This is a genomic window from Pseudomonas acericola (SeqCode) (assembly GCF_053456465.1).
In genome coordinates this window covers 616611-640922 of record NZ_JBRFJB010000001.1, presented here as the reverse complement: position 1 = coordinate 640922, position 24312 = coordinate 616611, and the positions used below count along the sequence as shown (strand labels likewise).

At 61.5% G+C, this 24312-nt stretch carries 21 protein-coding genes; 9 read left to right on the top strand and 12 right to left on the bottom strand.

The window, feature by feature from the left end; genetic code table 11:
- Window positions 1-4: 4 nt before the first annotated feature.
- The 3 genes from ACU688_RS02955 to ACU688_RS02945 form a co-directional block, all read right to left on the bottom strand.
- Entirely contained in the window at window positions 5-5938 is a 5934-nt protein-coding gene (locus ACU688_RS02955) for an NEL-type E3 ubiquitin ligase domain-containing protein (protein ID WP_448183587.1), read from the bottom strand.
- Between the two features lie 74 nt (window positions 5939-6012).
- Window positions 6013-6603 carry a tRNA-uridine aminocarboxypropyltransferase gene (locus ACU688_RS02950; RefSeq protein WP_448183586.1) on the bottom strand — a complete coding sequence of 197 codons (591 nt, stop codon included), beginning with the start codon at window positions 6601-6603 and terminating at the stop codon, window positions 6013-6015.
- A gap of 7 nt (window positions 6604-6610) precedes the next feature.
- Complete coding sequence (locus ACU688_RS02945; RefSeq protein ID WP_448183585.1) at window positions 6611-7504, bottom strand: LysR family transcriptional regulator; 894 nt, start codon at window positions 7502-7504, stop codon at window positions 6611-6613.
- 273 nt (window positions 7505-7777) lie between these two features.
- On the opposite strand from ACU688_RS02945, the gene speB reads away from it, so the two are divergent.
- From speB to ACU688_RS02925, 4 genes are read left to right on the top strand one after another with little or no spacing between them, the layout of a single operon-like run.
- Window positions 7778-8728 (top strand): agmatinase, encoded by a 951-nt coding sequence (speB, locus tag ACU688_RS02940; protein ID WP_065940607.1) that lies wholly within the window; start codon window positions 7778-7780, stop codon window positions 8726-8728.
- Window positions 8728-9150: a YybH family protein gene (locus ACU688_RS02935; RefSeq protein WP_448183584.1), complete on the top strand. Its 423-nt coding sequence runs from the start codon at window positions 8728-8730 to the stop codon at window positions 9148-9150. Before speB ends, ACU688_RS02935 begins: the two co-directional genes overlap by 1 nt.
- 21 nt (window positions 9151-9171) lie before the next feature.
- Entirely contained in the window at window positions 9172-10743 is a 1572-nt protein-coding gene (locus tag ACU688_RS02930; protein WP_448183583.1) for a purine-cytosine permease family protein, read from the top strand.
- 24 nt (window positions 10744-10767) lie between these two features.
- Window positions 10768-12150, top strand: a complete 1383-nt coding sequence (locus ACU688_RS02925) for a sodium:solute symporter family protein (protein WP_448183582.1) — start codon at window positions 10768-10770, stop codon at window positions 12148-12150.
- Between the two features lie 197 nt (window positions 12151-12347).
- On the opposite strand, the gene ACU688_RS02920 is transcribed toward ACU688_RS02925, so the two are convergent.
- Both ACU688_RS02920 and ptrR read right to left on the bottom strand, forming a co-directional pair.
- Window positions 12348-12470, bottom strand: coding sequence for a PA1414 family protein (locus ACU688_RS02920; RefSeq protein ID WP_267464003.1), 123 nt, complete (start codon window positions 12468-12470; stop codon window positions 12348-12350).
- Window positions 12471-12612: 142 nt separating this feature from the next.
- Window positions 12613-13506, bottom strand: coding sequence for a putrescine utilization regulator PtrR (ptrR, locus tag ACU688_RS02915; RefSeq protein ID WP_448183581.1), 894 nt, complete (start codon window positions 13504-13506; stop codon window positions 12613-12615).
- Between the two features lie 104 nt (window positions 13507-13610).
- Here ptrR and ACU688_RS02910 point away from each other — a divergent pair, with 104 nt between their 5' ends.
- Window positions 13611-14807, top strand: a complete 1197-nt coding sequence (locus tag ACU688_RS02910) for a YbfB/YjiJ family MFS transporter (protein ID WP_448183580.1) — start codon at window positions 13611-13613, stop codon at window positions 14805-14807.
- Here the strand turns inward: ACU688_RS02910 and ACU688_RS02905 are convergent.
- The 3 genes from ACU688_RS02905 to ACU688_RS02895 form a co-directional block, all read right to left on the bottom strand.
- Entirely contained in the window at window positions 14719-16161 is a 1443-nt protein-coding gene (locus ACU688_RS02905) for an NCS1 family nucleobase:cation symporter-1 (RefSeq protein WP_448183579.1), read from the bottom strand. The two genes, ACU688_RS02910 and ACU688_RS02905, sit on opposite strands and share 89 nt — an antisense overlap.
- A gap of 200 nt (window positions 16162-16361) precedes the next feature.
- The gene (locus ACU688_RS02900) at window positions 16362-16757 is read right to left on the bottom strand and encodes a DUF2177 family protein (RefSeq protein ID WP_448183578.1); all 396 of its coding nucleotides are present in this window, start codon (window positions 16755-16757) and stop codon (window positions 16362-16364) included.
- Between the two features lie 52 nt (window positions 16758-16809).
- Window positions 16810-17646 (bottom strand): CvfB family protein, encoded by an 837-nt coding sequence (locus tag ACU688_RS02895; RefSeq protein ID WP_017735376.1) that lies wholly within the window; start codon window positions 17644-17646, stop codon window positions 16810-16812.
- A 323-nt stretch (window positions 17647-17969) separates the two neighbouring features.
- Here ACU688_RS02895 and ACU688_RS02890 point away from each other — a divergent pair, with 323 nt between their 5' ends.
- From ACU688_RS02890 to ACU688_RS02880, 3 genes are all read left to right on the top strand, one after another.
- Entirely contained in the window at window positions 17970-18149 is a 180-nt protein-coding gene (locus ACU688_RS02890; RefSeq protein WP_003193095.1) for a PFL_1563 family small protein, read from the top strand.
- 206 nt (window positions 18150-18355) lie between these two features.
- Window positions 18356-19078: a TorF family putative porin gene (locus tag ACU688_RS02885; protein WP_448183577.1), complete on the top strand. Its 723-nt coding sequence runs from the start codon at window positions 18356-18358 to the stop codon at window positions 19076-19078.
- A gap of 66 nt (window positions 19079-19144) precedes the next feature.
- A complete protein-coding gene (locus ACU688_RS02880; RefSeq protein ID WP_448183576.1) occupies window positions 19145-20011 on the top strand; it encodes a DUF6279 family lipoprotein in 867 nt (288 codons plus the stop codon).
- On the opposite strand, the gene copD is transcribed toward ACU688_RS02880, so the two are convergent.
- From copD to ACU688_RS02860, 4 genes are read right to left on the bottom strand one after another with little or no spacing between them, the layout of a single operon-like run.
- Window positions 20008-20871 carry a copper homeostasis membrane protein CopD gene (gene copD, locus ACU688_RS02875; protein WP_448183575.1) on the bottom strand — a complete coding sequence of 288 codons (864 nt, stop codon included), beginning with the start codon at window positions 20869-20871 and terminating at the stop codon, window positions 20008-20010. The genes ACU688_RS02880 and copD overlap by 4 nt on opposite strands.
- Complete coding sequence (gene copC / locus ACU688_RS02870; protein WP_448183574.1) at window positions 20868-21242, bottom strand: copper homeostasis periplasmic binding protein CopC; 375 nt, start codon at window positions 21240-21242, stop codon at window positions 20868-20870. Before copC ends, copD begins: the two co-directional genes overlap by 4 nt.
- Window positions 21243-21291: 49 nt before the next feature.
- Complete coding sequence (locus ACU688_RS02865) at window positions 21292-22107, bottom strand: copper resistance protein B (protein ID WP_448183573.1); 816 nt, start codon at window positions 22105-22107, stop codon at window positions 21292-21294.
- Window positions 22108-22117: 10 nt separating this feature from the next.
- Complete coding sequence (locus ACU688_RS02860; RefSeq protein ID WP_448183572.1) at window positions 22118-23815, bottom strand: copper resistance system multicopper oxidase; 1698 nt, start codon at window positions 23813-23815, stop codon at window positions 22118-22120.
- A gap of 184 nt (window positions 23816-23999) precedes the next feature.
- Here ACU688_RS02860 and ACU688_RS02855 point away from each other — a divergent pair, with 184 nt between their 5' ends.
- The gene (locus ACU688_RS02855; RefSeq protein WP_448183571.1) at window positions 24000-24275 is read left to right on the top strand and encodes a hypothetical protein; all 276 of its coding nucleotides are present in this window, start codon (window positions 24000-24002) and stop codon (window positions 24273-24275) included.
- Window positions 24276-24312: the final 37 nt, after the last annotated feature.

Sequence of the window (24312 nt, the reverse complement as noted above, 5' to 3'; positions counted from 1 at the left end):
GATTTCAACCGATGACGAAGTCGCTCCACTCCTTGAGCGTCAGTTGCTGAACCAACTCGTTTTTGGCCTTTTGTCTGGTTGCTTGCAACACCGAGATATAGTCCAGGTACTCCCGTTCCGTCATCTCTCCTCGGCCCACTCGGTCGGTCGCAAGCTCCAAGGCGCGGTCATACCCCTTTAGGGCTGCGAGAAATCCATCCACGTATTTACGTTCCAGAAACGCCAACCAACCGCCCTCTTTCTCCACGCGCGCAGGCCAGTTCAGCCCAAGCTCTGCATGCAAAATACGCCTGCGGAGCTCATTCACCGAACGGGCATCCACCCCGACAACGGGTACCTCAAAACGCCCCGGCAGCGTCAGCGGCAGGTGCAGAGTCTGCGCCAGCGCGATGCGAAAGCTCAGGATCAAAAAACAAGCCCGCTCCCACGTTTGAGGGGCGAAATCCGCGAAGACATAGTGGTCCAACACATCGAGCCGGTGCATTGCCCGGTAGTAATGCAGAAAGCCCGATCCGGCAGTCTGTAGTGCCCCGTCAAGCATGCGCTGCGGCAGCATTCGCAATTCAAGTTCATGCAGGCATAACAACTGGCCATCAAGGCCACCTCTCCTGTAGCGATAAGCCCGCCAGTACGCAATCCTCTCCACGCCGTCCGGAAATTGAGCTTCGTCGATCAACGTCCAGATACGCCGCGTCACATTTTCCCGCAACGCACGATAGTGAGGGTCTACAAACCGATGGTCCTGTGCGATATCTGCCAGCAGCAGAAAAAAGTCATCGGCCATCGGTTGCTCTCGCAGCCCATCCCAACGAGCCTCACGTATTTGCACCTCGCCAGGCGCCAGCAGCGCCAGCCACCGGTCGGCGCGTAGCTCAATCGCAGCCGTTGGCTCCCACAGGCCGAAATCGACATCCGGCAGCCCTCGTCGCTCACCGATCCGGCGCAGCAATTGCCGCGCCTGGGCAGAAAGTGGGTTCCCACGAAAATTCATCGCACGATGCACCTCGGGATAGATGAACAGATCAGTCTGGGCCAACTCACTGATTTGATTGTCACGCAGGTCCAGGCTGCGCAACGCCGAAAGGGTCACGACGCCCCGGGGTAAACGGCTCAACCCAGTTGCTCGCAGGTTCAGCTCCCGCAGGTTCGTCAAGCCATAGAACGACAGGTGCTCATACGGGCCCCGGTTCAGGGGATTGAAGGATAAATCCAGGTATCTCACCGACTTCAACGCAGCCAACTGATAACCGCCCTGCAGACTGAACGTCAGCCGGTTGTGCGACAGATTGAGCACCGCCAAGCGGCTGAGCCCTTCCAGGTCCGGCAGACGCGTTAAGTGATTGCCCGTGAAATAAATGATGCGAAGGCCTGGAAAACTGCGCAGGAAGCCCGCCGGCAATTCGCTCAAGCGGTTGTTGCGCAGGCTCAGCTGCGTCACATGGCCGAAGTGCGCGCCCAGTGTTGGCAGGCTGGGGAGATCGAAATCGTCCAGATTGAGTTCTTCAGCGACTCCCCGCGTAAGCCCCTCCTTGGCCCAGCAGCGTTGAATCCGTGCCACCGCCAGGGCCCGCAAGCGCGCGGATGCGCTATCGGGGTCAGTGCTTGAAAGTGCATCACGCCACTGCTGCAATGCCACATCCAACGCGTGCCTCTCGTGTTCCAGGTAGGCAATCATTGCATTGCGCTCGCGCACTGAGTCACCCGCATCGAGCAGCATGTCCCACACCTCCCCGTCCGTCTTGCTCGGAAACAACTCACGCATCCTGACGATCTGCTCACGCTCAGCCGGGAGCCGATCATCCCCACCGCTCAAGGGGTAGCCAATACGCCCATCGGCAATACGTCGGGGCGGGTTGTAACGAGCCGGCTGGCGTATGCCCAACAGGCGGTCCATCTGTTCCACATGGCGAGCCAAATGGCTGGCAATGTCCTTGGCGATTTCGTTGGTGTCCGCCGCCACGGTGTACCCCAACGTCAGGGCCTCGGCGGGCGGCAAGCTGCTGAGCAGTGCCGCCAGGAACCCGTCGGGCTTTCCCGACGCTTGCAACCCACCGTTCACTCCCGGCACAAACACCTGGTAGCCAACGCCGACAGGTTTGAGCACGCGCTTGAGCGGTGCGTCGTCGGCACCAAGAACGTCAACCAACCGCTCACCGTTACGCACCTCGACGCGCAGGTGCGCAGGCCACGGTTTGATCAGCGCAAGCCCATGCAGCGCCAGCCTGGTGCTGTCCTCACTCGCGGCACCGAGCCGATAAATCCCCTCCAGGGCTCGGGCTTCGCGCACGTAGTGCGCCCAGGTATTTCCCAGTTCCGCCAAGCGTAATGGCACACGTCCCGCCTCAAGCGTTTGCCGCTCGGCCGCAGAAATGTACTGCACGCAATCTTCTGCAATACGGGCAGGCAACGTCGGAAACTGACGCTGCAGCGTACGGGCCAGCGGGTTGCCGGACTGCTCGCCAGATGGGCTCAAGGCCTTGAAAAACAGCTGCTCCATTTGCGGCGCGTCGATTTGCACCTTGGATTCGAGCACTGTGATTTGATCAGTGCGCGACACACCCGCACGCCCGACGAGATCGTCAGCGCGCTCAGGGCCTATCTCGTCGAGCACTTGGTCAAAAAAGCCTCGGCCCGTGCTTAGCCCTGCTGCGATGCGCTGATGGGTGTTGGCCCGTTCCACGGCGTCCATCAGCATCGCGGGAGGCGCCTCGTTGCGCACATGAACACGGCGCAGGATGTCCGAGGTGATCCCGCTGATCTGCTGGGTCCGTTCAATGCCATCCGGCGAAAACCCGCGCACCAGCGGCCCCAGCCGGTAAAACGGCCGCTGCCCCTCCCAGGTCAGCGGGTTTTCCCACTCATGGCGCCAGGCGCCGGCGCCGTTGTGAGTCAACGCAGGCGCATATGCATCGCTCAACGACGGATGCTGAATCCGCCAAGGCTGTGTTGGATCGGCCTGGGATACCTGGAAATACTCGCCTTCGATAAACAGGTAATGAGCCGAGCCCAAGCGGTACAAGCCCAGCGCGTCGGGCGCGTCGGTGATACCCGAGGTATCGGCCACCCATGCGTACGGCGCGATCTCACGCCGATACGGGTAAAACGAGCCATCGAGCGCACGATTGCGCAGCACCGCGCGGGCAATCCGTTCGCGCAGGTCGGCAATCGCCCGCCGCGCAGAGAGGCTTAGCTGGACGCGCTCAGGCCCGGACAACTGACGCACGATGGCGTCATAGAAGCTATCCACACCCGTCAGCATTTCACCGGTGCGCAGTGTGTGAGGGTCATACGGAGAAAACCGCCCCTGACGATGATCAATCACGACCAGCGCTCGATCCTTGCTGCCCTTGGCTACATAGGGCACGCCCCGCTCGGCCGGACTGACGACCACCCCTCGCCCGGTGAAATCACTCACCAGCCCCTGGGCGAACGCAGTTGCCCAATTCTGGGTTTGCCGGTCAAAGCGCCGCCCGTGGAAAAGCCCATCCACAATGGCCTCTCGACGCGCCACCCGGCGTGCGGCACGCAAGGCCAGGTACAACGCCTCAGGTTGCAACTGCGATTCCAGCAATTGTGTTTGCTGATGCTCGGACAATGGATGCTCACGCAGCACCTCAAGCAACCGCGCCCGGCTCAAGTGCGGGTGCAGCGCCTGCAATTGTGCAACCACCGCGGGGACACTGACCGCGCCCTCCACGCGATCTGGCAACAAACGACGCACCGACGCACTGGCGCCCTGCGCCGCCTGCCGACTGGTTTGGGCAAAGCGCGTGAGTGCGTCAAACAGATCGACACCCAGCGCCTTGGCCTGAGCCGCCAGGTGTTGGCGAATCAATGGCTCCCCCCCTGGAAACTGGCCGGGCAGCAATGCCACGATGGCGCTCGGCAAATGCGCAGTGAGGCGACGCGGCGTCGCGTAGGCGAATTGGTAGTTTTCCTGCACGATCAGGCTGACGGTAGCCGTCACCGGCTGCCTGGCATCCTTGGTGTAGCGGCGCACTTCCAGGCCTTGCTGGTTGGCAATGCTCAGGGCCGTACCCGCAGGCCAGTGCTCCAGCTGGGTCAGCAGCGGAGCCATGACGTCCACCGCGCCGACGGGTGTCGGGTGCCCGGGCGCAGCACCATCGGCGACCCACTGAATCAATCGGTCGGTCTCGAATCGGTGCGTCGCCTCCACCAACGAGGCCGACGGTGCGGCGCCCTCCCACACTTGGTTCAAGGTCTCGTGGCGGGTGCCACTGATATCGAGCAGGTTGGCCAAGGCCTCGGCGGGAGCGCCCTGGGTGCCGAGCATTCTTTCGAGCAACGGCGCGCCGGTCGGCTGCGGGGGGTCGGAAACGGTACTGCGCTTCTGCGACAGTTGCTGATACAAACGCCGATGGCGACGTTGGACGCTCTTGGCCACGCGAGTATGCAAACGGCCACTGACCAGCAAGTCCGCCAGGTCCATCAGCCCTTGCACCAGATCGCCAGGCTCACCCTGAATCGCCTGGAAACCGCCCTCCACCAGCGACTGTGACAGTGCAACGAACATCCCGAAGGCACGTGCCCGCCCCAAGCCTTTCAAGGCACCAGGCACTGGGATCAGCAGCAGGGCCAGGACCTCGTTGAGCACGGTCTGAGCCAGCTCGATCAGCGTCGACATGAAACCCGGCGTCGCGTTGGCGAGTTCCTGCAGATTGGCTTGGCAGCGCTCAATATAGAGATCGTGCAAGGCGACAATCGGCACTTTTTCCACGGAAGCCAGTACATAGCCGATCTGCCTGGGGTGATCGACTTTGGGAATCGACTGCGCCAGCGCATAGATCAGGCTGGCAAAAAACTCGAGATTATCCGGGCGCGCCGTAACCTTGGCGATCTGACTGAGGCGGGCACAGTCGCGCAACGACATCATCTGGTAAAGCCAATCGACCTTGCCCCTGAGGTAGAACCCATGAAAGGCGACGTGGAATTCTTCGCAGGCGATTCGGGCGCTGTCATGGTGACGCAAAGAGCCGCCGGGCCGGTTCGGGAAAAAACTGAATGCCCCCTTGCAACCAGTGACCGAAAAAACCAGGTGGGGAATGCTGAGGCAATCACCCGGCGGTGACGCTACGTATTGCCCGGTCAACCCCAGGGTTTGCGGCCGCCAGCTGATATTGTCCAATCCGTGAGGGACAAACACCCGCATCACTTCGGTATCGTTCCAGCGCACTGCGCCTGCCAACGCCTGTTTCACCTGGTGATATTTGGCCCGATCAACGTGACTGAGCCTGGTGTTTTTCAACGCCTCGATCAAGGCGAATTCAAACTCGGCACTGGCCAGGCCCATGAAGCTGCTACCCAGCGCAGCATTGCCGCGCAGCGCGTCACTCAATTGCTGTTTGAGTTGCCCTCCGAGGTCGAGCCGACGCACCAGCGCGATGAACTCGCCGGCGGTGGTGTCGATGCCGCTGTCGAGATAACTGGCCTGCGCCAAGCCGGTATGGCCCGGGTAGCTCCAACCGGTCAACCCGTCATAGTTGCGACAAGCGGCGTCCCACAGCGTGAGGCTTGCCACTTTTACCACCTCGTCCTCACGCGCTGCACGCCGGACACGTTGGGAGGACTGGAGATAGCGGGTATGTATTTTCGCAACCGTGGGATCGATGTCCTGCCCCGTCAACGTCTGGAGTTCGGCACGCAACGTCCCTATTGCCTGACGCTCAAACGCTTGGGTGAATTGGGCAGTTGCCCGCTCCACCGCCTGCTGGGCCTGGATCAAGGCCTTTTGCTGGCACACGTACTCAAGTTTTTCCTCTTCATTGAGGTTGGCGAGAAACCCGTCGAAGTTGCCCCGTATCGAGTCCAGGGCCTGCAAGGCGGTCCATTCTGGAGCCGCCATCAGCGGAGATTGTTGCTCTGCGATGAATTCGGACAGCGGATCAAGTGATGCTGCAGGGGTTATCGGCTCGGTCATTTTTCTGCTCCCAGAAAAAAGATCAGCCTAATCGGTCGCTGTTAGCCGCTCCGGTAGCTATGTAGCGCCAGGGCTCAGCCGTGGTTTTTTTCGAAGACGGCCGGCCCCATTGCGGCAATCTGCCCTTCGATCAACGCGTCAAATGGCTTGAGCAACGCCTCGAAACACGTCGGCGCCTCCAGCGTCTGCAAGGCCTGCACAATCGCTTCTACCGTCGACAATGCGCCCGGCGCCGGCGCCTTGCGCAGCCGGTAGCGCGAGACCGCGCCCTCGGCCAACGTCACCCGAGGCAACGCCGCCAGCAACGGATTGAGGTGCAACATCTTGCGTGCCTTGCGCCAAGTGCCATCGGGCACCACCAGCAACAGTGGCTGATCGTGCGGCGCATAGGGATGTATCGGCTGGGCGTCGTCCGCCGGAAACAACAACCGTGCCTGGTAGCCGGGCACGTTCAACAAAGTCGGCAAGTCATCAAACACCTCACCCACCACCAACTGCGCATTGTTCAACCCCAACGCCGCCAGCCGCGCGGTGTTGAGTGCATGGTTGACCTCGCTCGGATGCTGCAACAGCAACACGCGGGTGCGGCTGTCGAGGCTGGGAATCAGCGGGCACAGGCAGTGGGTGGTAGGCCGCAGGCACTGGGAGCATTGGGGTCTGGACATGATTTTTTCAGGCCTGGTTGAGCTGGGTTTTGAGCAGGTCGCGGAACGTCTGGATCAACGGTTCGCGGCTACGCCCCCGACGCATGATCATCGAGAACGGCGCCTGGTAGCCAAAAGTCGCCGGCAGCAAGACGCGCAGGTCACCCTTGTCGGCCCAGGCCTGGGCGTAGTGTTCGGGCAAATAGCCGATGTAGGCGCCGGACAGTACCAGGATCAGTTGCGCCTCCATACTTTCCACCGTAGCGGCGCTGTGCTTGAAGCCGTGGCGCGCAAGCTCCGCCTGGCTCCAATAGCCGCGACCGACCATGCGTTGCTGGGTGATGACTGGCTCAGGAATACGCCGCTCGTTGAACAACGGGTGGCGGGTGCTGCAATACAGCCAATGCTGCTCGCGGTACAGCGGCATGTAGATCAGCCCGCTCATGCGGTTGGAGAATGCGCCGATGGCCAGGTCGAGGCGGTTGTCCTGCACGCCGAGTTGCAGCTCGTAAGGGCTCATCACCGATAGGTGCAGGTGCACTGCCGGATGTTCCAGGCTGTAGGCACCGATGACCTCGGCGAACGGCAAGGCTTTGTCGCTGACGGTGGAGTCGAGCACGCCGAGCTTGAGGGTGCCGCGCAACTCGCCTTTCAACGCGGCGGCGTATTGCTCGAAGCCTTCCAGTTCGCCCAGCAGGCGCAAGGTTTCCTGATGGAACAACTCACCCTTGCTGGTCAGGCTGAACCCGCCGCGCCCGCGATGGCACAGCACCAGGCCCAACGCCGACTCCAACTGGCTCATGTAGGTGCTGATGGCCGAGGTAGACAGGTTGAGTTCGTGCTGGGCATTGGCGAACCCCTGGTGCCGCACGACACTGACGAAGATGCGCAGGAGTTTCAGGTCGGGCAAGGCGTTGGCCATCGGATCTCCAGATTCAGCTGATGCAACACAATCAAAACTGTGGGAGCTGGCTTGTCGGGTCGCCGCATCGCTGCGATGGCGGTGTAGCAGTGACAGAGATGTTGCCTGACCCACCGCAATCGCGGGCAAGCCCGCTCCCACATTTGCACGGAGTTTACCCCAGGGATTAGTTTAGAAAAATCTGAACTAAGTATTTGTCCCTGCCGATTCTTTCGCCACGGGGTATTTCGCAGAATCGGCCTCTAATAAACAAAACAACGATGAGGCACTCCCGTGGACAAGATTTTCCACCAACCACTGGGCGGCAACGAAATGCCGCGCTTTGCCGGCATCGCCACCATGATGCGACTCCCCCACCTTCAATCGGCCAAGGGCCTGGACGCTGCCTTTATCGGCGTGCCCCTGGACATCGGCACCTCGCTGCGCGCCGGCACCCGCTTCGGGCCGCGTGAAATCCGCGCCGAATCGGTGATGATCCGCCCGTACAACATGGCCACCGGCGCCGCACCGTTCGACTCGCTGTCGGTAGCCGATATCGGCGACGTGGCGATCAACACCTTCAACCTGCTCGACGCCGTGCGCATCATCGAAGAAGCCTACGACGAGATCCTCGAACACGATGTGATCCCGATGACCCTGGGCGGCGACCACACTATTACCCTGCCGATCCTGCGGGCGATCCACAAGAAACATGGCAAGGTCGGCCTCGTGCACATCGATGCCCACGCCGATGTAAATGACCATATGTTCGGCGAGAAAATCGCCCACGGCACCACCTTCCGCCGTGCAGTGGAAGAAGGCCTGCTCGATTGCGACCGCGTCGTGCAAATCGGCCTGCGCGCCCAGGGCTATACCGCCGAAGACTTCAACTGGAGCCGCAAACAGGGGTTTCGCGTGGTCCAGGCCGAAGAGTGCTGGCACCACTCCCTCGCGCCGTTGATGGCCGAAGTGCGCGAAAAAGTCGGCGGCGGCCCGGTGTACCTGAGTTTTGACATCGACGGCATCGACCCCGCCTGGGCGCCCGGCACCGGCACCCCGGAAATCGGCGGGCTGACCACCATCCAGGCCATCGAGATCATTCGCGGCTGCCAGGGCCTCGACTTGGTTGGTTGCGATTTGGTAGAAGTTTCGCCGCCTTACGACACCACCGGCAACACCTCGCTGCTCGGCGCCAACCTGCTGTACGAGATGCTCTGCGTACTGCCTGGCGTGGCGCATCGCTGATGAGCGCCCGCGAAGTGCTGCAAGCCGCTGCCGACCTGGTGGCGGCCTTCGCCCGCAATGACCGCGCCGCCTACTTCGGCGCGTTCACGGCCGACGCCAGCTTTGTGTTCTACACCCTGCCCCAGCCACTGCTCAGTCGCGATGCCTACCAGGCAGTGTGGGACAGCTGGCGCCGGGACGAGGGGTTCGAGGTGCTGTCGTGCACGTCGAGCAACGCCTTTGTCAGCCTGCAAGGTGACATGGCGATTTTTATGCATGACGTGGCCACCGAGTTGCGCATGCAAGGGGAGCAATTTTTTAGCCAGGAACGCGAGACCATTGTCTTCAAACGGCAAGGATCTCGCACAGAACAAAAAGAAGGCCTGTGGCTGGCCTGTCACGAACATTTGTCCGCTATGCCGGAAGGGCTGCCGCCCCCTTAGCCAATGTGATCGGAGCTGATCATGAATAATAAAAACAACGATAAAAGTATTCGCAAGATAGAAACCAACGGGGTCGAACAGATCCCGGACCACGAACGTACCGCCGGCCCCAAGGATCTGTTCCGCCTGATCTTCGGCGGTGCCAATACCTTTGCCACCGCCGTGCTGGGTTCCTTTCCCGTGCTGTTCGGCCTGTCGTTCCAGGCCGGGGTCTGGGCGATTGTCCTGGGCGTGCTGGTGGGCGCGCTGATCCTGGCGCCCATGGGCCTGTTCGGGCCGATCAACGGCACCAACAATGCGGTGTCATCCGGTGCGCACTTCGGCGTGCACGGGCGGATTGTCGGCTCGTTTCTGTCGTTGCTGACCGCGATTGCGTTCTTCTCACTGTCGGTGTGGAGTTCAGGCGATGCGCTGGTGGGCGGTGCGAAACGCCTGATCGGCCTGCCGGAAACCGACCTGACCCTGGGCCTGGCCTACGGCGTGTTCGCGATTCTGGTGCTGACCGTTTGCATCTACGGCTTTCGCTTCATGCTGTGGGTCAACCGCATCGCGGTGTGGGCGGCGAGCTTGCTGTTCCTGCTGGGCATCTTTGCTTTCGCACCGGCTTTCGACAGCCACTTCGCCGGCACTGTTGCCCTCGGCCAGACCGGCTTCTGGGCAGCCTTCATCGGCGCGGCACTGGTGGCCATGAGCAACCCGATTTCCTTCGGTGCGTTCCTCGGCGACTGGTCGCGCTACATCCCGCGTGAAACGCCGAAGATGCGCATCATGCTGGCCGTGGTGCTGGCGCAGATCGCCACCTTGATCCCGTTCCTGTTCGGCCTGGCCACCGCGACCATCGTGGCGATCAAGGCACCGGACTACATCGCGGCCAACAACTACGTCGGCGGTTTGCTGGCGGTGGCGCCGAGCTGGTTCTTCCTGCCGGTGTGCCTGATCGCGGTGATTGGCGGCATGTCCACCGGCACCACGTCGCTGTATGGCACGGGGTTGGACATGTCCAGCGTGTTCCCGCGCCTGCTGTCGCGGGTCAAGGCCACGTTGCTGATTGGGGTGATGTCGATTGCCTTCATCTTTATCGGACGTTTCGCCGCCAACCTGGTGCAGAGCGTCTCGACCTTCGCCGTGCTGATCATCACCTGCACCACGCCGTGGATGGTGATGATGATCATCGGCCTGATCGTGCGCCGCGGCTTCTACTGCCCGGATGACTTGCAGGTGTTCACCCGCGGTGAAACCGGCGGCCGCTACTGGTTCAGCCATGGCTGGAACTGGCGCGGGCTGGGCGCGTGGATACCGAGTGCGTTGGTGGGGCTGTGCTTTGTCAACTTGCCGGGACAATTTGTCGGGCCGTTGGGCAATTTGGCCGATGGCATTGATATCAGCTTGCCGGTGACGTTGGGGTTGGCGTCGGTGGTGTACCTGACCTTGCTGCGCGTTTTTCCTGAGCCGGCTGCGGTGTATGGCCCCGCCTTTGTGGCGAGGGAGCTTGCTCCCGTTGGGCTGCGTAGCGGCCCCAAAAAAGCCGGCTCCAGCTTCGCTGTCGAGCGGGAGCAAGCTCCCTCGCCACAACAAGCCTCTTCACCACAATAAAAAGACAATCGGAGAACCGCCGTCATGGCTTTGGATTTATTCGTCGTACTCATCTACGCCGCCGGCATGCTCGTGCTCGGCTATTACGGCATGCGCCGCGCCAAGACCCATGAAGACTACCTGGTGGCCGGCCGCAACCTTGGCCCGACCCTGTACATGGGCACCATGGCCGCCACGGTGCTGGGCGGGGCGTCCACCGTCGGCACCGTGCGCCTGGGGTATGTGCACGGCATCTCGGGCTTCTGGCTGTGCGCCGCGCTGGGCATGGGGATCATTGCGCTGAACCTGTTCCTGGCCAAGCCGCTGTTGAAGCTGAAGATCTTCACCGTCACCCAGGTCCTCGAAAAACGCTACAACCCCATGGCGCGCCAAGCCAGTGCGGTGATCATGCTGGCCTATGCGCTGATGATCGGCGTGACCTCGATCCTCGCCATCGGCACCGTGCTGCAAGTGCTGTTCGGCCTGCCGTTCTGGATCTCGGTGCTGCTCGGCGGCGGCGTGGTGGTGGTGTACTCGACCATCGGCGGCATGTGGTCGCTGACCCTCACCGACATCGTGCAATTCGTGATCAAGACCGTCGGCCTGATGTTTATCCTGCTGCCGATCTGCCTGTACCGCGTCGGCGGCTGGGATGAGCTGGTGGCCAAGCTGCCGGCGTCGAGTTTCAGCTTCACCGCGATTGGCTGGGACACGATCATTACCTACTTCATGATCTACTTCTTCGGCATCCTGATCGGCCAGGACATCTGGCAACGGGTGTTCACCGCCCGTGACGAAAAGGTCGCCAAGTACGCCGGCACGTTCGCCGGGTTCTACTGCATCCTCTACGGCCTGGCCTGTGCGTTGATCGGCATGGCTGCGCATGTGCTGATCCCGGACCTGGACAACGTCAACAACGCGTTTGCCGCGATCGTAAAAGTCTCGCTGCCAGACGGCATCCGTGGCCTGGTGATTGCAGCGGCACTGGCCGCGATGATGTCTACCGCCAGCGCCGGATTGCTCGCGGCCTCCACCGTACTGACCGAAGACCTGCTGCCACGCCTGCGTGGCGGCAAGCAGTCGAGCCTGGCGATCAACCGCCTGTTCACAATGCTGACCGGCATCGCCGTACTGGGCATCGCCCTGGTGGTGAACGACGTCATCAGCGCGCTGACCCTGGCCTACAACCTTCTGGTGGGCGGCATGCTGATCCCACTGATCGGCGCGATCTTCTGGAAGCGCGCGACCACGTCCGGGGCAATCACCTCGATGGCGCTGGGCTTTGTCACAGCGTTGGCATTCATGATCAAGGATGGGTTGGATGCGAACACGCCGATCTACTACAGCCTGGCGGTTGGGTTGGTGAGTTTTGTGCTGGTGAGTGTGTTGTCGCGCAAGCCTGAGGCGGTGGCGGCTAACGCGGTTTGATGCATTACAGGGTTTAGAGCGGTTTCTTCAGCGGGCACGACGTCGGATGTCGTGCCCGTTTTTTTGCCTGGCACAAAAACAACTGTGGGAGCGGGCTTGCCCGCGATTGCGGAGTGTCAGCCGACGAAGATGTCGCTGGTTCACCGCTATCGCGGGCAAGCCCGCTCCCACATGTTTAATCCCGCTTTGACCCAAAATTACCGGCGACGTGGCCGACGCTGCTCGTCATCGGTACGGATCGGCACCGGCTGCATCGGCGGCTCGATCAGGCCCAGTGCAACACCGAGGTCATGGAGCCAGTTTTGAATTTTCTCTTTCATGGTTGCCCCCTTTGAGGGTAATGCTGGCAGGCGCAAATTCTGTCGCCCTTTCCTACAGTGATAGTAGCCCTAAGTCCTACGTATTGCATGGACGAAACCACAACGAACTATTACTGAATTGATCTGAATCCTGACGGATCGCTCAAGCAATCGCCCGTGTGTCTTGCAGGACTTCGGCCTTGCCCGCTTGCTGCAAGTCGATCCATGCGTTGAGGTTAGCGCCGAGCATACCCTTTCGCCACATCAGCCAGGTGGTGGCAGTGGCAAAAGGCCCTGTCAGCGGATGAACGGACACGCTGTCCTTTCCGGGCAGGCTGTCGAGCATGGACTCAGACATCAGCGCCACCCCGGAACCGGCGATCACACACGCGAGCATGCCCTGATAGGACTCAATCTCGATGGCGCGCCCCATCGCCACACGCTCGTGGGAAAACCACGTCTCCAGCCGTGCGCGATAGGCGCAGCTGCGTCGGAACGTGAACACCGAACGCCCCGCAACGTCCTGCGGCCCATGCACCGGTGGGTGATCGGCTTCGCAGATCAGCACCAGTCGCTCTTCACACAACGGCACGCCATCCAGGGTGGCGATGGTGATCGGGCCGTCCACAAAAGCAGCATCCAGGCGACCGGTAATCAACCCTTCGAGCAACTCGCCGCTGGGCGCCGATTGCACCTGAAGGTTCACCATCGGATACGCCTTGTGATAGCGCGCCAGCAGCTTGGGCAAATGAACCGCTCCCGTGCTGTACATACTGCCCAGCACAAAATCGCCCGCCGGTTGCCCGCCCTGCACTGCGCCATGGGCTTCGTCATGCAAAGCCAGCAGCCGCGTGCTGTAGTCCAACAACACTTTGCCCGCCGGAGAAAGCTGCAAGCGCTGGCGTTCGCGTACGAACAACTCAACGCCGAGCTGTTCCTCCATCTGCTTGAGCCGGGTCGACAGGTTCGACGGCACACGATGCAGACGCTCTGCCGCGCGGGTGATGGAGCCCTCTTCCGCCACCGCTTGGAAAATGCGCAATTGACTGAACTCCATACCTTTCTCCAAAACTGAACAAGTTACTCACTATTATTCAATTTTACAGAAAGTCAATCCGCTTTAGCCTGAAAGTCATTCGCTGACCTGCAGGAAAACAGCCCATGTCGCCCCTGATTCGTTTACTCGCCAGCTTTATCGCCCTGATGATGGCCATGGGTATTGGCCGCTTTGCCCTCACCCCGCAAATGCCGCATTTGCTCAGCGAAGGGCAAATCGACCTGACCGGTGCCGGCCTGATCGCTGCGGCCAATTACCTGGGGTATTTGGTCGGGGCGGTGGATTCGATCTTCGCCCGCAGCCATCACCACGCTCGCGGCCGGCTCTATGGTGGGCTGTGGTTGTGTGTGCTGCTGACCTTGGCGTCTTACTGGGCCCATGGATTCTGGGCCCATCTGCTGTTGCGCTTCGGGACCGGCGTCGCGAGTGCCTGGGCGTTGGTGATGATCACCAGCCTGAGCCAACCGCTGGCGCTTGCCGCCGGACGTCCGCGCCTGGGCGCTCTGGTATTTGCCGGACCTGGGCTGGGGATTCTGCTCACGGGGTTGCTGGCACTGGGGTCTAACCTGCTCGGGCAAGACTCGGCCACCTTATGGCTGGTCTATGGGACGGTGGCGCTGGTGATGCTGTTGGTGGTCCTGCCCTTCCTTCCCCAGCCGGCACCGACGACTGCGGCCACCGTCACTGCGGGCAGCAATCAGAGCATTGCGCACCTGGGATGGATCTACTTTTTATTTGGCCTGGGCTACATCATCCCGGCGACCTTTCTGTCGCAGATGGCCAACGCGCAATTCAAAGGCGCCTGGCAGGCCGATCTGTTCTGGCCGTGCTTTGGCTTGGCGGCAGCGCTGGGGGTGGTTATCGCCAGCCTGCGCCGCAAGGACCCAAATACCACGCGTCGCTGGTTGATGGCGACGTTGTGGCTGCAAGCGGCTGGGGTGTTCGCCTGCCTACTGGGCAATGCCTGGGGCCTGGCGCTGGGCGTGCTGCTGTGTGGCGCGCCGTTCCTGGCGTGCATGCAGTTGGTGATGACGCGCCTGCGGGACATTGCCCCCAACGGCTATCAGCGCAGCACCGGGTTGCTCACCGCCAGCTTTGCCATCGGCCAGTTGAGCGGGCCGTTGTTGGCCTCGGTGAGCAGTCATCTAAGCGGCGGCCTGCACCCGGCATTGGTGATCGCCGGGTGCGGCCTGCTGTTGGCGGGTCTGGTACTCAGCCGGCAACCAACGGCACGGGCACGCGCAGCTGTTCCCTTCGTGCCAGCACCAGGAAAAACAGCCCACCCAGGAAGCACCCGGTAAACCAGGCGAAGTTGGCCATGCCCTGCAACGCCGGGGTAAAGGTGATCGCGACGCCCACCAACGTGGCCGGCACCAGCGCCTTGACCGCCGTCCAGTTCACGCCGCCGTCGAAGTAATAGCGCCCGCTGGGGCTGTCGTCGAACAACGCGTCCACGTCGATCTTCTGCTTTTTGATCAGGTAGAAATCCACCAGCAGGATGCCGAACAATGGCCCGATAAACGCAGCGAGGATGTCCAGGGTGTAGTGGATCATCAGCGGGTTGTTGAACAGGTTCCACGGGGTGATGAAGATCGACGCCACGGCGGCGATCATGCCGCCAGCGCGCCAGCTGATCTTGCTGGGGGCGACGTTGGCGAAATCAAACGCCGGGGACACAAAGTTGGCGACAATATTGATGCCAATGGTGGCGGTCACAAAGGCGAAGGCACCGAGCAGCACAGCCATGCTGTTGTCGATGCGCGACACGGTGGCAATCGGGTCGTGGAGCATTTCGCCAAACACCGGCAAGGTGCCCGAAACGATCACCACCGTGACCAGCGAGAACGCCAGGAAATTCACCGGCAGCCCCCAGAAATTGCCGCGCCGCACGTCGTGCATGCTGCGGCAATAGCGGCTGAAATCACCGAAGTTCAGCGTCGGCCCGGAGAAGTAAGACACCACCAGCGCCGTCGCAACAATCACCTGGCCGAACGCCTGCCAGCCAGACAGTGATTTTTCCGACAGGGTAAAGCTGATATTCGCCCAGCCGGCTTTCCACACGATCCAACCGGCCAGGGCAAACATGACCGCATACACCACCGGCCCCGCCCAATCGATAAAACGCCGGATGGAATCCATACCCGCCCAGAACACCGCCGCTTGCAACACCCATAGGCTGAGGAAGCCGAACCAGCCGAGGTAGGACAGGCCCGCGAAATGCGGTTCTGCGTAAACCGCCATCTGTGGGAAAAAGCGCAGCACCACGATGATCAGCGCGCTGGAAGCCAGATAGGTCTGAATCCCATACCAGGCCACGGCGATCAGGCCGCGAATCACTGCGGGAATATTCGCGCCGAACACCCCAAACGCCAGCCGGCAAATCACCGGATACGGCACGGCGGCTTGCTGGCTCGGCTTGGCCACCAGGTTGGCGATCAACTGCACGATGCAGATACCGGCAAGCAAGGCGATCAACACCTGCCAACTGGCCAGCCCCAACGCGAACAGGCTGGCGGCAAACACGTAGCCGCCGACGCTGTGCACATCGCTCATCCAGAAGGCGAAGATGTTGTACCAGGTCCACTTTTGTGGCAGTGGGCCCAGGTCCTGGTTGTACAGGCGTGGGCTGTAGCCTTTGGGCAATTGTTCGGTCATCGCTGGGCTCCTCGTCATACCGGCCTGCGCTGCCGTAGCGGTATGCATACGGTAGGCGGCATGGTTTGTATACGAAGCAGTCAGCAGAATGCGTGCCAATGGCACACAATCCCCTTGGAACGGCGCTCCAAAGGCAAGAGTCAGGGTTTGAGAGCTGGGTGTCGCTCAGCAACGGTGCATGAAAATCCTGTACACAATCATTACCGCACCCGATGTGCACATAAATATCCAACCGTGCAGCAAGCCGCCGTCAGGCAGGTGCCCCAGGCCATATCCATCAAGGCCAACCCGGCAGACCAGCCGTGCAGCGTGGCCCAGTTGCTCAAGTCATAGGTGCCATAGGCCACCAGGCCCAACAAGGCGCCCAGACGCGCCGCGCGCTGCCAACTAAAGCTGGGCAAGACCACGAAGACCAGGCAACCGAGGGCATAGAGCAAGTAAAACAGGATGGCGGGAAGCAGGCGCGGCTGATCAAGCATCAGCGGGCCAAGCAGGTTTTTGTAGGTCGGCCCCATGAGGACGCCGAGCCAGAGGCCGTCGAGGACCAGAAAGGCGAGCAAGGTGCCGAGGTAGGCGAAGATGGGTTTTCTGGACATTGAAACAACCTCTGTAGGCGCCGGCTGGCGCCTACAGAAGAGCAAAGCGCGATCAGCTTAGTTCAATGCGATCCGCATGAATCACGATCTGGCCCTGCTTGTAGAGGGCACCGATGGCCTTCTTGAAGTTGCCCTTGCTCACGCCGAACAAGTTGCTGATCACTGCCGGGTCGCTCTTGTCGCTGACCGGCAGGCTGCCGTTGTTTTCACGCAACTTGGCGAGGATCTTCGAGTTCAGGCTGGAAGCCGCTTCCTGGCCCACTGGCTGCAGGCTCAGGCTGATGTTGCCATCGGCGCGGATCTCTTTGATGAAGCCTTTCTCTTCCTTGCCCGGGCGCAGGAACTTGAACACTTCGTTCTTGTGGATCAAGCCCCAGTGCTTGTTGTTGATGATTGCCTTGAAGCCCATGTCGGTGGCTTCGGCCACCAGCAGATTGACTTCCTGGCCCACCTGGTAATTAGCCGGGGTCTTGTCCAGGTAGCGATCCAGGCGCGCGGTCGCGGTGATGCGCTTGGTGTGCTTGTCGAGGTAGACGTGCACCACGCAATATTCACCAGCGGTCATCTGGCGCTTTTCTTCCGAATACGGCAGCAACAGGTCCTTGGGCAAACCCCAATCGAGGAATACACCGATACTGTTGACTTCCACCACTTTCAAACTGGCAAACTCGCCCACTTGAACTTTCGGCTTTTCAGTCGTGGCGATAAGTTTGTCATCGCTGTCCAGATAAATGAAAACGTTCAGCCAGTCTTCATCTTCACTGGGAATATCTTTGGGGATATACCGGTTGGGCAAGAGGATTTCACCGTCTTGCGCGCCGTCCAGGTACAAACCGAAGTTAGTGTGTTTAACCACTTGCAAGCTGTTGTAGCGACCGACCAAAGCCATTTTTCAATACCCTCATTACGTGGGCGGCATTCTACCCGAGTTGCGCCCGCCACGCGCGCGCCCCTGAAAAATCGCGGGCTGGCGTGGCAAGCTGATGGCCCCGCCCCGCTCGTCTGATCAATCGGCTCGAATTTACTGCTACGCACGCCGCATCCAGGCGCGTGGTTTCGATTTAAAACAGTAAGTTAGAGGCTTATTTCAAAGATAAACTTTGCTTATTTCCAGACGCAGCGCTTATTCCTGGGGGATATTTGCCAAGCAATTGTCAAGTATTTCCTGTACGATGCCTGGCCAAGTTAATTTTCTACAGGTTAGTGGCCGCCATGCGCGTAAAAGCATCCAACAGCAAAGCAAAGCCAGCTCCCGCCGTTGAAACCAGCGAATCGATCAACAGCCAGATTGCTGCTTTCCTCAAGTCCGGCGGCGAAATCCAGCAAATTGCCAAGGGCGTGAGCGGCCAGACTTTCGGCCCGTCCAAGCAGATCAGCCTGGGCAAGAAGTAATATCGCGCAACACACCTGGTCCCTAAGCGCCTTGCCATCAAGGCGCTAGGACTAGAGCTCGCAACAACCTCCCGACATATCCAATCTCGCACCAATCGACGAACGGGGCTCAACCCCAGGCATTCGCCGGTATGCTTGCACACGTCTAGCACGGGCATCTTCCCGACTTTTTCTGTTACTGCTCCTCGCTTTTCATGGAGTGACGCATGTTCAAACCCTGCATTTTCCTGCTCACGGCCCTGGTCGCCAGCCCCCTTGCCGAAGCGCAGATCTTTCAGCGCGAATGGGGCGACTTCGACTTGAAGTTGGGCACCACGCCCAGCCGCAGCATGGCCCAGGGCCTGGTCAAACCCACCTCGCCGGGCAGCGATTCATTCCATGGTGGGCTCGACCTGAGCCACGACAGCGGCCTGTATTTCGGCCAGTTCTCACCCAGCATGGGCCTGTCGCCGGACAGCACCCTCGAAGTCGATTCCTACATGGGTTTTAAACATCCCTTCGACCAGACCCTGGGCTACGAAGTCGGCCTGATCCACTACAGCTACCCCAAGCTCAGCCCACTCGACAGCCAGGAGTTCTACGGCGGCCTGAACCTGCTGGGCAACCGCTTCGGCGCGTCCTTCAGCAATGACCCGGACCGCCAGGACAGCACCCTGTTTGCCGACCTCGGCGGCACGCAACCCTTCGGCATCGGCGTCAGCATGAAGTACACCACTCATCAGTTGGGCAGCCCGGTCGCCGTCGAAGGGGGCTCCATCCGCAGCTTCAGCGATTGGTCGGTGCAATTCTCGCGGGCGTGGATGGGCGTTGACCTGAACCTGATCTACAGCGACTCCAGCCTCAGCGGCGGCGATTGCTCGGCCTACTCTGGACACAACTCGCAATGCGATGGCCTGTTGACGTTGAAGGCCGCGCGGTCGTTTTATTGATGGGCTGAACTGTCGCGCCCCGCGCAGGTTCACATGCACACACCTCCTCTGCGCAAGGACTCGCCCATGCTGCGTCGGCTCAAATTCCTGCTGGTATTGCTGGCCCTCAGCCTGGTGCTCGGTGGCTGCAACCGCGTCGGCCTGGCCTATCGCAACCTGGATGTGATCATCCCCTGGACCCTCGGCGACTACCTGGAAATGAACGCCGGGCAGAAAAGTTGGTTCAACGACAACCTCAAGACGCACCTGGCCTGGCACTGCACCACCCAACTGCCGGGCTACCTCGACTGGCTGGACCGCCTGCAACAGATGGCCGATAACCGCCAGGTCAGCGACGCCGCACTGCAAGCCCGCACCGCCGAAGCCAAGCAGGCGATCGACGAAATCGCCCGGCAAATCACGCCGTCGGCCATCGAACTGCTGCAAGGCCTCGACGATCAGCAGGTACAAGACATGAACAACGCCCTGGCCAAGGACCTGCGCAAGCGCCAGGACGAATACCTCAAGCCGCCATTGGCCAAGCAGATCCAGGAACGCGCCGAACGCATGAGCAAGCGCCTGGACGCCTGGATCGGTCCGCTCAGCACCAGCCAGCAGAGTCGGGTCGACGCCTGGTCCGTCGCGCTGGGCGAACAGAACCAGGCCTGGGTCGGCAACCGCGCCCGTTGGCAGGCGCACTTCATCGCGGCCGTGCAACAACGCCACGACGCCGACTTCCCACAGAAAATCGAGCAACTGCTGGTGGACCGCGAAAGCCTGTGGACCCCGCAATACCGCAGCGCCTACGCACAAACGGAAACCGCCGCGCGCAGCCTGATTGTCGATCTGTTGGCCGAAAGCACCCCGGCGCAACGCCAGAAACTCACCCAGAAAATCGACAAGGTACGCAGCGATTTCCAGGCGCTTAAATGCCTCAAAAGCACGCCGTCCTAAGTGGGCGCCAAGGTGCCCAGCCACGCCACCAGACCCAGGATCACCACCACCGCCACCCACTCCAGGGCAATGCTTCGGCGCAGCGCCTTGAGCGCCGCCCCATATTCGCCCGCCGCCAGGGACCGTTGCAGCGACGGCGCCAAGTGCGAACGATTGAGTACCGCCAACCCCAGCATCAGGCCGAACAATCCCAACTTGAGGCACAGCAGCAGCCCATAGAGCCCACCCGTGAGGCCATCCAGGTTCGGCCCGACGACAAATAGATAATTGGCCACACCGGTGACCATCAACACCCCCACAAACCCGCTGCCAATACGCCCAAATCCTGCCAACGTGCGCGCCAGCGCCTGCACACGCTCGGCCTGGGGCAACGACCGACTCACCAGCAACAGCCCGAACGCCGCCAGTGCGCCGACCCAACCCGCCGCCGCCAGCAGGTGCGCGCTGTCGCTGAGCACATGCCAGAGCCGCAAGGTGCCTTCGTGCATCACGCCATGCCCGGTCCACGCCAGCGTGACCAGCGCGACACCGCCACACAGCGTGGCCAGCCGCGTATCCAGCACTACCAACACCAGCGCCACCACGCGCAACCACCACGTCCAGCCCAGTTCGGTCTGCCCCAGCATCATGTGCAGGTGCGCCCACAACGTCGGCCAATCCTCGGCGCCGCTCATGGCCTGGGTCATGGACAGCATCGACAACACCGAAAACAGCACCCCCAGGCCGGCCAGCACGCGTAGCAAGCGCTGCACACTCAACAGTCGGCGCTCGGCATAGAAGCCAAACAACCCCAGGCCAAACACCAGCATCAAGTCCGAATACAGCGCAAAGCGCAGCAACACCGGGATCAGTTCACTCATGGCTGGACGCTGAACACCACATTGCCGAGGATCGGGTGCGTATCGGACGACACGGCACGCCAGTCCACCTGATAGGTGCCGGCCGTCAGTGCTTGAGCGGGCTTGATCAGCATCACTTTGGGGTCAGTACTGGCAGCGACGCTGGCCTTCACCGGCATCGGCGCGTGGGCCATGCCCTGCATGCCGGTCATGGTCAGCTTGGCGCCGGAAAACTGCGTCAGCAGGTTTTCCGAGAAGTGCAGTTCAATCACTGCGGGCGCAGGGCCCTGGGCACCCGCAGCCGGAACGGATGAGAGCAGTTTGGGATGGGCGGTGACCGAAAGGCTGGTGAGCAACGCAGCGCCCACCAGCGCGGTTTTCAACATCGACATGCAAGGCTCCAAGCCGCTCATAGCGGCGGGTTATAGGAAGAGTGAAACGTCAGAACCACAGGCGCACACCCGCGACCCAGCGCCATTGGCTGGCGTCTTCGCCTTCATCGCGGGCGTATTGCGCGGTCTGGCCATAGCTGCGATGCCAGGTGAAACCCACGTAGGGCGCAAACTCGCGGCGCACCTCGTAGCGCAAGCGCAAACCGACCTCACTGTCGGCCAGGCCGGAACCGATGCCGCGCTGCGGGTCATTGCGCCCGTAGAAGTTGAGTTCGGCGGTCGGTTGCAGGATCAGCCGGTTGGTCAGCAGGATGTCGTAGTCACCCTCCAACCGTGCGGCGGTGCGCCCGGCTTCGCCGACAAACAGCGTCGCTTCGGCCTCGAAGTTATAGAGCGCCATGCCCTGCGCGCCGAAGGCAGCCCAGGTCTGCCCATCACCCGGCTTGAAGTCCTGACGCACGCCGCCGACCAGGTCCCACCACGGGCTGATGGCATGCCCCCACAGGGCCTGGGTCTCAGCGCTTTGTGTGCGGCCGGCGCTGCGCTCGCCCTCAGTGCGCAGCCACAGGCGGTCGATGTCGCCGCCGAGCCAGCCCTTCATATCCCAACTCAGCGCACCGTCACCGCCGCCGCCCTGCCACTCCAACTGGTTGATCAACAGCATCGAATTGACGCCACTGTCATGCACCATGTGCCCGCCGGGCGCGTTGTACACCGCCGCGCGATCGGCATCGGTCAGCACCGGGATCGGCGTACGGCTCTCGGTGGGTGCCGGTGTCGCCGCGCCCATGCTTTGAAATTCATCCGCCAGCGCCAGCGGGCCGCACACCAGCGCGATGACGACAGGCACCACACGATGGCTCATCCTCAGGTCCTTATTCATGCACGCGCACCTCACGGAACATGCCCATTTCCATGTGGTACAGCAGGTGGCAGTGATAGGCCCAGCGACCCAGGGCATCGGCGGTCACGCGGTAGCTGCGCCGAGAGCCGGGCGGCATGTCGATGGTGTGCTTGCGCACCTGGAACTGGCCGTTCTCGTCTTCCAGGTCGCTCCACAGGCCGTGCAGGTGGATCGGGTGGCTCATCATGGTGTCGTTGACCAACACCAACCGCACCCGCTCACCGTAAGTCAGTTGCAACGGCTCGGCAGCGGAGAACTTCACCCCATTGAATGACCAGGCGAACTTCTCCATATGCCCGGTGAGGTGCAGCTCGATGGTGCGACCGGGGTCGCGGCCGTCAGGGTCTTCGAAGGTGCTGCGCAGGTCGGCGTAGGTGAGGACGCGCCGGCCATTGTTGCGCAGGCCGATGCCGGGGTCGTCGAGCTTGGGCACCGGGCTCATGGCTTGCATGTCCACCAGCGGATTGTCCTGCTCGCTGGCCGGATGACTTTGCATCGCCATGGCGCTGTGATCCATGCCTTCCATATCCGCCATGGCACCGTGGTCCATGCCGCCCATGCCCATGTCGTCCATGGTGATCCAGGGGCGCGGATCGACGGCCGGGACTGGCGCAGTCAAGCCGGCCTGCCGGGCCAACGTGCCACGGGCAAAGCCGCTGCGGTCCATCGCCTGGGCAAACAACGTGTAGGCCGGCGCCGTGGGTTCGACCAGCACGTCAAACGTCTCTGCTACGGCAATGCGCAACTCATCGACGCTGACCGGCTTGACCGACTGACCATCGGCGGCCACCACGGTCATTTTCAGCCCGGGGATGCGCACATCGAAATAGCTCATCGCCGAGCCGTTGATAAAACGCAGGCGAATCGTCTCCCCCACCGCGAACAACCCCGTCCAGTTGCGCTCGGGCGGCTGGCCGTTGAGCAGATAGGTGTAGGTCTCGCCGCTGACGTCCGCCAGGTCGGTGGGGTTCATCTTCATCTGCGCCCACATCAGGCGGTCGGCGGCCGTGGCTGACCAGCCCTTCGCCCCCACATCGCGCACAAAGTCGCCCACGGTGGGTTTGTGCAGGTTGTAGTAATCGGACTGTTTTTTCAGGGTCTTCATCAGTGCGACGGGGTCTTCATCCGTCCAATCCGACAACATCACCACGTAGTCACGCTGGTAGCTGAAGGGCTCGGGCTCTTTCGGATCGATCACCAGCGGGCCATATACACCTTGCTGTTCCTGGAACCCGGAATGGCTGTGATACCAGTAGGTGCCGTGCTGCTTGAGGGTGAACTGGTAGACAAACACCTCGCCCGGCTCGATGCCCTTGAAGCTCAGGCCGGGCACGCCGTCCATGGTCGAGGGCAGCAAAATGCCGTGCCAGTGGATCGACGTGGGCTCGGCCAGGCGGTTTTTCACGCGCAGGGTCACGGTGTCGCCTTCGCGCCAGCGCAGCAGCGGGCCGGGCAGGCTGCCGTTGATGGTCAACGCCGTACGGTTGCGGCCGGTGAGGTTGACCGGGGTCTGGTCGATAAACAGGTCAAATTCGCTGCCCGCCAGCACGGTGGGCTGGCCGGGGCTGGTCAAGGCCCAGACCGGGCTGCGCCAAAGCCCGAGCCCGCCCAGCAGGCCGCCGGCGGCGAGGCCTTTGACAAAGGTGCGTCTGGAGGGTGTGGAATGCATGCCGATTCACGTCCGTCAGGGGAATGGCAGCAGATTAGGGGTGGCCGGCTGTCAGCCACCTTAGCGCCAGATTACCGATCTGACAGGTTCGCCTGGCACCGTAGCGGGTGCCGGGCGTCACTTTTATGAACTTTCCAGGCGGCGGCGACCTCCACTGGGATATCCCTGCCAAGGAGGTCCACCCATGAAAACCCTGATGAACCTGGCCATCGCGGCCACCTTGCTGACCGCCCTGCCCGCCTGGGCCTGTACGCCGGAAGAGGCCACGGCGAAGCGCGAGCAACTGGGACAGGAAGTGGCCAAGCTGACCGAACAGAACGCGACCAAGGCCAAGGAAATGAACGACGAGTTGCAGAAGATGGACTTGGATACGGAAAGTGCAGAGTTTCCTGACAAGTGCCAACTGATCGACGCCCGGCTCAAGGAACTCAAGGAAGCGGCGGCCAAAGCCAAGAATTGAAGCCAGAGGCTGGACACGGAGCGTCCTTGGAGGCATT

What these genes read in the sequence shown, in the direction of transcription:
- ACU688_RS02885 (WP_448183577.1), top strand. Translation starts at nt 18,356, where the DNA reads ATGTTCAAACCCTGCATTTTCCTGCTCACGGCCCTGGTCGCCAGCCCC.
- ACU688_RS02930 (WP_448183583.1), top strand. Translation starts at nt 9,172, where the DNA reads ATGAATAATAAAAACAACGATAAAAGTATTCGCAAGATAGAAACCAAC.
- ACU688_RS02880 (WP_448183576.1), top strand. Translation starts at nt 19,145, where the DNA reads ATGCTGCGTCGGCTCAAATTCCTGCTGGTATTGCTGGCCCTCAGCCTG.
- copC (WP_448183574.1), bottom strand. Translation starts at nt 21,242, where the DNA reads ATGTCGATGTTGAAAACCGCGCTGGTGGGCGCTGCGTTGCTCACCAGC.
- ptrR (WP_448183581.1), bottom strand. Translation starts at nt 13,506, where the DNA reads ATGGAGTTCAGTCAATTGCGCATTTTCCAAGCGGTGGCGGAAGAGGGC.
- ACU688_RS02900 (WP_448183578.1), bottom strand. Translation starts at nt 16,757, where the DNA reads ATGTCCAGAAAACCCATCTTCGCCTACCTCGGCACCTTGCTCGCCTTT.
- ACU688_RS02895 (WP_017735376.1), bottom strand. Translation starts at nt 17,646, where the DNA reads ATGGCTTTGGTCGGTCGCTACAACAGCTTGCAAGTGGTTAAACACACT.
- ACU688_RS02935 (WP_448183584.1), top strand. Translation starts at nt 8,728, where the DNA reads ATGAGCGCCCGCGAAGTGCTGCAAGCCGCTGCCGACCTGGTGGCGGCC.
- copD (WP_448183575.1), bottom strand. Translation starts at nt 20,871, where the DNA reads ATGAGTGAACTGATCCCGGTGTTGCTGCGCTTTGCGCTGTATTCGGAC.
- ACU688_RS02945 (WP_448183585.1), bottom strand. Translation starts at nt 7,504, where the DNA reads ATGGCCAACGCCTTGCCCGACCTGAAACTCCTGCGCATCTTCGTCAGT.
- ACU688_RS02925 (WP_448183582.1), top strand. Translation starts at nt 10,768, where the DNA reads ATGGCTTTGGATTTATTCGTCGTACTCATCTACGCCGCCGGCATGCTC.
- ACU688_RS02905 (WP_448183579.1), bottom strand. Translation starts at nt 16,161, where the DNA reads ATGACCGAACAATTGCCCAAAGGCTACAGCCCACGCCTGTACAACCAG.
- ACU688_RS02865 (WP_448183573.1), bottom strand. Translation starts at nt 22,107, where the DNA reads ATGAGCCATCGTGTGGTGCCTGTCGTCATCGCGCTGGTGTGCGGCCCG.
- ACU688_RS02910 (WP_448183580.1), top strand. Translation starts at nt 13,611, where the DNA reads ATGTCGCCCCTGATTCGTTTACTCGCCAGCTTTATCGCCCTGATGATG.
- ACU688_RS02855 (WP_448183571.1), top strand. Translation starts at nt 24,000, where the DNA reads ATGAAAACCCTGATGAACCTGGCCATCGCGGCCACCTTGCTGACCGCC.
- ACU688_RS02920 (WP_267464003.1), bottom strand. Translation starts at nt 12,470, where the DNA reads ATGAAAGAGAAAATTCAAAACTGGCTCCATGACCTCGGTGTTGCACTG.
- ACU688_RS02860 (WP_448183572.1), bottom strand. Translation starts at nt 23,815, where the DNA reads ATGCATTCCACACCCTCCAGACGCACCTTTGTCAAAGGCCTCGCCGCC.
- ACU688_RS02890 (WP_003193095.1), top strand. Translation starts at nt 17,970, where the DNA reads ATGCGCGTAAAAGCATCCAACAGCAAAGCAAAGCCAGCTCCCGCCGTT.
- ACU688_RS02955 (WP_448183587.1), bottom strand. Translation starts at nt 5,938, where the DNA reads ATGACCGAGCCGATAACCCCTGCAGCATCACTTGATCCGCTGTCCGAA.
- ACU688_RS02950 (WP_448183586.1), bottom strand. Translation starts at nt 6,603, where the DNA reads ATGTCCAGACCCCAATGCTCCCAGTGCCTGCGGCCTACCACCCACTGC.